General features: G+C 53.3%; 8 protein-coding genes. 5 read left to right on the forward strand and 3 right to left on the reverse strand.

Going from position 1 to position 6,491, the window contains the following annotated elements:
* The first annotated feature begins 25 nt into the window (after nucleotides 1-25).
* Complete coding sequence (gene metK, locus KNP76_RS02705) at nucleotides 26-1,234, forward strand: methionine adenosyltransferase (RefSeq protein WP_214842531.1); 1,209 nt, start codon at nucleotides 26-28, stop codon at nucleotides 1,232-1,234.
* Between the two features lie 39 nt (nucleotides 1,235-1,273).
* Here the strand turns inward: metK and KNP76_RS02710 are convergent, their stop codons facing one another.
* A complete protein-coding gene (locus tag KNP76_RS02710; protein ID WP_214842533.1) occupies nucleotides 1,274-1,771 on the reverse strand; it encodes a hypothetical protein in 498 nt (165 codons plus the stop codon).
* A 164-nt stretch (nucleotides 1,772-1,935) separates the two neighbouring features.
* On the opposite strand from KNP76_RS02710, the gene KNP76_RS02715 reads away from it, so the two are divergent.
* On the forward strand, nucleotides 1,936-2,403 hold the full coding sequence (locus KNP76_RS02715; protein ID WP_034809183.1) for a GNAT family N-acetyltransferase: 468 nt from the start codon (nucleotides 1,936-1,938) through the stop codon (nucleotides 2,401-2,403).
* An 88-nt stretch (nucleotides 2,404-2,491) separates the two neighbouring features.
* Nucleotides 2,492-3,208, forward strand: a complete 717-nt coding sequence (locus KNP76_RS02720) for an alpha/beta fold hydrolase (protein ID WP_034809184.1) — start codon at nucleotides 2,492-2,494, stop codon at nucleotides 3,206-3,208.
* Between the two features lie 25 nt (nucleotides 3,209-3,233).
* Here the strand turns inward: KNP76_RS02720 and mnmM are convergent, their stop codons facing one another.
* On the reverse strand, nucleotides 3,234-3,803 hold the full coding sequence (gene mnmM, locus KNP76_RS02725) for a tRNA 5-(aminomethyl)-2-thiouridylate-methyltransferase MnmM (protein WP_211780822.1): 570 nt from the start codon (nucleotides 3,801-3,803) through the stop codon (nucleotides 3,234-3,236).
* Entirely contained in the window at nucleotides 3,757-4,740 is a 984-nt protein-coding gene (gene mnmL / locus KNP76_RS02730) for a tRNA modification radical SAM protein MnmL/YtqA (protein ID WP_051690240.1), read from the reverse strand. Before mnmL ends, mnmM begins: the two co-directional genes overlap by 47 nt.
* A 170-nt stretch (nucleotides 4,741-4,910) precedes the next feature.
* Between mnmL and KNP76_RS02735 the strand changes: the two genes are divergently transcribed.
* The gene (locus tag KNP76_RS02735; RefSeq protein ID WP_367661364.1) at nucleotides 4,911-6,101 is read left to right on the forward strand and encodes an MDR family MFS transporter; all 1,191 of its coding nucleotides are present in this window, start codon (nucleotides 4,911-4,913) and stop codon (nucleotides 6,099-6,101) included.
* 126 nt (nucleotides 6,102-6,227) lie between these two features.
* Nucleotides 6,228-6,443 (forward strand): bacteriorhodopsin, encoded by a 216-nt coding sequence (locus KNP76_RS15775; protein ID WP_371816142.1) that lies wholly within the window; start codon nucleotides 6,228-6,230, stop codon nucleotides 6,441-6,443.
* Nucleotides 6,444-6,491 lie beyond the last annotated feature (48 nt).

The raw sequence follows: 6,491 nt of genomic DNA on the forward strand, positions 1-6,491 counted from the left end.
CCCTTATTATAGGAGGTTTTTTGAAATGTCAAACTTGAACCGTCGACTTTTCACTTCGGAGTCCGTCACTGAAGGACACCCGGATAAAATTTGTGACCAAATCTCAGACTCGATTTTGGACGCGATTTTAGCAGAAGATCCAAACGCCCGCGTTGCGGCTGAGACGTCTGTCACGACAGGTCTCGTGCTCGTAGCTGGTGAAATCACGACATCGACATACGTCGATATCCCGAAAGTCGTCCGTGAAACGGTCCGTGAGATCGGTTATACACGCGCGAAATACGGCTTTGATGCCGAGACATGTGCTGTCTTGACGTCAATCGACGAGCAGTCAGTCGATATCGCCCAAGGTGTTGACCAAGCGCTCGAAGCACGTGAAGGTCAAATGACTGAAGAAGAACTCGATGCAATCGGTGCAGGGGACCAAGGTCTCATGTTCGGTTATGCAACGAAAGAAACGCCTGAACTCATGCCGCTTCCAATCTCGCTCGCACACAAATTGTCACGTCGTTTGGCGGAAGTCCGCAAAAACGGCACGCTCCCTTACCTCCGTCCGGACGGGAAGACGCAAGTGACGGTCGAGTACGACGAAGCGAACAACCCGGTTCGTATCGACACAATCGTTATCTCGACACAACACGCTGAAGACATCACGCTCGAGCAAATTCAAGCAGATCTTAAAGCACATGTCATCGACGCGGTCATCCCGACTGAACTAATCGATGCGGAGACGAAATACTTCATCAACCCGACTGGCCGTTTCGTTATCGGTGGACCACAAGGTGATGCAGGTCTCACAGGACGTAAGATTATCGTCGACACGTACGGTGGATACGCACGTCACGGTGGCGGCGCGTTTTCTGGTAAAGATCCTACGAAAGTTGACCGCTCTGCAGCATACGCGGCTCGTTACGTGGCGAAGAACATCGTCGCAGCTGGCCTCGCGGACAAAGCAGAAGTTCAACTTGCATACGCAATCGGTGTCGCACACCCGGTATCGATCGCGGTCGATACGTTCGGCACTGGTAAATTGAGCGAGACCGAGATCGTAGAACTCATCCGTGAGAACTTCGACCTCCGCCCGGCCGGCATCATCAAGATGCTCGACCTTCGCCGCCCGATTTACAAGCAGACAGCAGCATACGGCCACTTCGGTCGCACGGACGTGGAACTCCCATGGGAGCAAACGGACAAAGCAGCAGTACTAGAAGAAGGCGCGAAACGCTTCGCGTAATCAAAGAAAAACGACCTTTCACGCGAAAGGTCGTTTTTGTTATGCCTGTGGCTTATGGTCAGTCGACTCGTGTCCTTGTCCTAACGCGGTATCTTTCGCCTCGACGACTTTCTCGCCGATCGATTGTAAATCCGATTTCGCCTCTTGGGCCGTCTCGACGACTTTATTGACGTCTTGTTTGACCGTGTCGGCTTCGCCGGCCACTTTTTCGTAGACGTTTTGGACGTCTGTCGCGACTTCTTGGATGATGCCTGAGGCCGCCTTCACTTGATCGATGACTTGTGAGGCCTTACCGGCCGGATCTTCTTTCACCGTCTCGACGAGTCCGCCGACAGAAGCTTTCGCACTCGAGAATGACTGTTTCGTGTTCTCTCGGTTTGATGAGCTGAGGAGGGCGAGGAGCCCGCCGACGAGGGCACCGAGCAACATGCCGGTGACGACGTTGATTTTTGGACCGTTCGACGACTCATGGTCGAATTGACGGTTCGGGTTGTTCGCTTGTGTAGCATGCGAGTCGTGTTGCAATGGTGGTTGCATAAAAACACTCCTTTTCTGTAAGTTGGCATTGGTACCTTTATACCCGTGTCAAATTGGAACATAACCCGTTCGCTCATTTCGTCATGAAAAAGTAATGAAGGGGCAGGATATTTTTGGCGGGATGGGGAATGATAGTACTAGATTGGCCAAAAGGGGGAGCTGTCATGAAGATGAGGGAAGCCGTGCCGGAAGATGCCGCTCTAATTCGAGAAATCGCGCTCGCGACGACCGACGCGGACAACGCGCGTGCGCGCGTGATGGAACGGGCGTATCAGCTCGAGGAAATCGTGCGCGCCATCAGTTCGAGTGAAGAAGCGAAAGAACAGTTGTTCATCGTCGGTGAGACGGACGGCGACGTCATCGGGTTTTATCATGCGATTGACCGGGGCGATACGTGGGAAGTGCTTCGTCTTTACCTCCATCCGGCCCATCACCGTCAAGGGTTAGGGGCAGAGCTGTTGACACACCTTGCAGGACGAAAACGCCAACCGGTCGAACTGTACGTTGAGAGTTCGAACGAGCAGGCGCTCGCCTTCTTGAACCATCAATCGTTCGTCGAATTGAACCGGATTCAAGAAGAAGTGTACGATGAGCCGATGGAGCTCGTTCACTTGCGATACGACCCACGCTAAGACTCCAGACGGATTTTGATTGAAACATCAGTCTAGGCTGATGTTTTTTGTTAGAATAAAACAGACATACTAATAATGAGGTGACAGCATGACATACGAAGAACCATCACGAAAAGGGGTCATCGTGATTGTATACCCGCTCCAGTTCACGTCTCGTGTCAGCGAGGCGTTCCTCGATCGGTTGCGGACGGACTACGAAGTGCTCGTCGTTGCCGGGCCGACGCTCGGCTTGACGGCTGAAGACCATAAACTGCTTATTAAGAACACGCTCCGTGAAGCCGGACAGTACAAATTGCCGATTCACGTCGTCGCCTTCAGCCTTGGTGCGCTGTTGACGAACCGACTGTTACAGGAGTATGATGTCCCGCTCGGCAGTTTGACGTACATCTCCCCGCTCTTTGACTGGCATTCGTCCCGTCAAATCGGCGGATTGAAACAAGTCGTCGCTTCCGCCGTCGATCGCTTCCGCCCCGATTTGCCGCTCGGTATGATGACGTTCACCGGGGGCGGCGAAGAGTCATCCCGGTTCGGCGAGATCACGTACGCCCAGTACCGGGAGATTGAAGAAGAGATCGTCGAGCATCAGGAAGAGAAAAAACATTTGCCGCGTTTACCGCTCGCCTGTTTTTACGCGCCGGACGACCGTTTCGCCGATGTGAAGCTGACGCTGAACGTCTGCCGAAAAATCGGAGGCGACCAAGTTTACATCCGTCGTCTCGAAGGTTTCCCACACTTCGGCTATGAACGACTGAACACGAAGTTCGCCGAGACGCTGTTGACGTTTTACGAATTGATTCAAGAATAAAGGCGACTCGTCCGAGTCGCCTTTATCATGCCCGTTTTTCGATTGCGATGATGAACGGGGGATGATTTACTTGATTGATGAAGCCGTATCGCAGGACACCGGCTTGTTTTTGGTCGAGCGACTCGACGTAAGCGAGCACCTCGTCCCGTTCGATTTTACCGCTGTCATGCCCATGGTAGATGACGACGACGATGACACCGCCGATCGCCATGACGTCCTGTAACTGGCGCAGCGCGTCAATCGTCGTCTCGCCTATCGTCGTGACCGTCTTGTCGCTACCCGGTAAGTATCCGAGGTTGAACACGGCCGCGGTGATCGGACGGGTCTCGTCTGCGACGACGGTTTGGACGGTGTGGTGGCTGTCGTGGATGACGCTGACCCGTTCGGACATGCCGGCTTCCTCGAGTCGCTGTCGTGTCGCCACGACCGCTTCTTCTTGGACGTCGAACGCATAGACGTGCCCGTCACCGACGAGCTCGGCTAAAAATAATGTATCGTGCCCGTTACCGGCCGTCATATCGATGGCGACCGTGCCGGGGACCACATGTTCACGTAACAGATGTTTCGCGAACGGCAACACTCTCATTAATCCCATATCTCTCATCCTTCTTTTTTCCTTGGAAGGAATCACGGCGTTCCAATTCGGCATGAATGGCGTTCAAGACGGCCATCTTCTGCCGGCTCCACATCGGCCCAATCAATAAGTCGGGCGGACCGTCACCCGTCAACCGGTGGACGATCACGTCTTCCGGTAACAGTTCGAGCTGGTCGCAGACGAGCGAGACGTACGTCGTCTCATCCATCAAATCGAGGAGCCCTAATTCATATTGCCTTGCGAGCGGCGTCCGTTTCAAGACGTGGAGCAAATGGATCTTGATTCCTTGTATGTCCATTTTAGCAACTTCTCGCGCCGTGTCGAGCATCATCTGTGGCGTCTCGCCCGGTAGTCCGTTGATGATATGGACGCACACCCGGATATTGTGGCGGCGAAGTTTCGCCAGTCCGTCACAGAACGTCGCATAATCGTGGCCGCGGTTGATCTTTTTGCCGGTCTTGTCGTGGATTGTCTGCAGACCGAGTTCGACCCAAAGCGACGTCCGCTCGTTCAGTTCGGCGAGGTAGGCGACGACTTCGTCCGGGAGGCAGTCGGGCCGTGTCGCAATCGATAGTCCGACGACACCTTCTTCTTCGAGCGCTGACTCGAACAGTTCACGTAGACGTGTGACCGGGGCGTACGTATTACTGAACGCTTGGAAATAGGCGATATACCGTGCTTCTTTCCATTTACGGTGCAACCGGGCCTTCCCTTCAGCGAACTGGACCGAAATTGGGTCACACGCATTCCCGGCAAAGTCGCCGCTCCCATCATCGGAACAGAACGTACATCCTCCTTTTGAAACGAGGCCGTCCCGGTTCGGACAAGTGAACCCACCGTCGAGCGGGACTTTGAACACCTTTCCGCCATACTCCCGGCGATACGCTTCGTTCAACTTATTGTATCTGGCTTCACCAAATGGGTTAATCATCTTCATCCTCTCCTTCTTTGCTCATGTTATCACATACTGTTTGATGCAAAACTTCAGAATGAGTACTTTTTCTTGACAGTTATGGACCGTTCCGTTAGCTTGGAGAAGGACTAATTTTGGATTCGGCCGTCGTGCCGAATTTTTATCGTTTAGGCGATGGGAAAGGAGGAGTTGGCGTGAACAAGAAAATGCCGATCTCAATATGGATTTTGGTCATCGCGATGGCGCTCAATACGACGGCGGCGTCTTTTTTATGGCCGTTCAACACGTTATATATTAATGGATATTTAGGAGAATCGATGACGCTCGCCGGTATCGCCCTCCTCGTCAACTCCGCCCTCGCCATCGTCGGGAACTATATCGGCGGGACGTTGTTCGACCGACTCGGTGGCAAGACGACGCTCGTGATCGCGGTATCACTGCTCCTTGCCAGTTCGCTCGGATTTCTGTTGTTCCATGCGACGTTCTTCGGATACTTGGTCTGGCTCGGGCTCATCGGCTTCTCGGGCGGGCTCGTCTTCCCGACAGTGTATGCTTTCGCCGGCTTGATTTGGCCGGAAGGGGGGCGCCGTTCGTTCAATGCGATATATGTCGCCCAAAACGTCGGTGTCGCGCTCGGTACGGCGATGAGCGGACAAGTGGCGCGCATCAACATCGAATGGATCTTTTATGCGAACTTCTTTTTGTCGGTCTTGTTCGTCGTCGTGCTTTTGTTCGGCTTCCGTTACTTGAAAGAAACGACTCGTCCGGTCATTCAGTCGCAACTTGAGGCGGCCGCGACGACGTTGTCCGGTGCGACGATGAAATCGATGTGGTATGTTGCCATCGGTTACGCCGCCCTCTGGTTCGTCTACGTCCAGTGGCAAGGGACGATCGCCGTCCACTCGCAAGGGCTTGGCGTGACGATTAGTGAATACTCGCTACTCTGGACGGTGAACGGGGCGATGATCGTGTTCGCCCAACCGCTCCTTAACCGGATGTTGCGTCAATTTGAAGACGACTTGAAGCGCCAGCTCATCATTGGTGGCGTCATCTTCCTTGCGGCCTTCCTCGTTGTGCCGTTCGCCGGAGGTTTTGCGATGTTCATGGTCGCGATGATCGTCATGACGATTGGCGAGATGTTTATCTGGCCGGCGGTCCCGACGATTGCCGCCAAACTCGCACCGGCAGGGAAAGCCGGTCAATATCAAGGACTTGTTAATATCGCGGCGTCGGTCGGGCGCATGATTGGCCCGACGATGTCCGGGCTATTATATGACGTGTTCGGTATCAATGCGGTCTTCGGACTCATGATTCTTCTCAGTGCAATCGGTCTCTTCTTCTTCATTAAAACGGGTTCACTGAATCGACAAACATCGGAAGAATGAGCATATTTGCTGCATCTTCATATACGTTGCACCATTGAGTTGTGCATTAAAATGAAGTAAAGGATCCTTTCACATCGTAACGCCGGGTCGTCTTTCGTCTTGTCTCATGTGAAGGAGATGGACAATGTGAGTGAAGAAGTGAACTTACTTGTATTGGCGACACAGTATATGTTTTGGGTCGGCTTTGTCGGCATGGCTGCGGCAACGCTATACTTTTTGGTGGAACGAAACAGCTTAGACCCTGAATATCGTTCCGTCGCGACGGTTGCAGCGCTCGTCACGTTCGTCGCAGCGATTCATTATTACAGATTTTACGAACGGGAAAGCCCATATCGGGCATAGCCCGCCTTTAGGCATGGGATGAGAGTGAGTTCGGATGTTTTTACATCC

Origin of the sequence: Exiguobacterium sp. s150, assembly GCF_018618435.1 — a bacterium.
Lineage (GTDB): Bacteria > Bacillota > Bacilli > Exiguobacteriales > Exiguobacteriaceae > Exiguobacterium > Exiguobacterium alkaliphilum.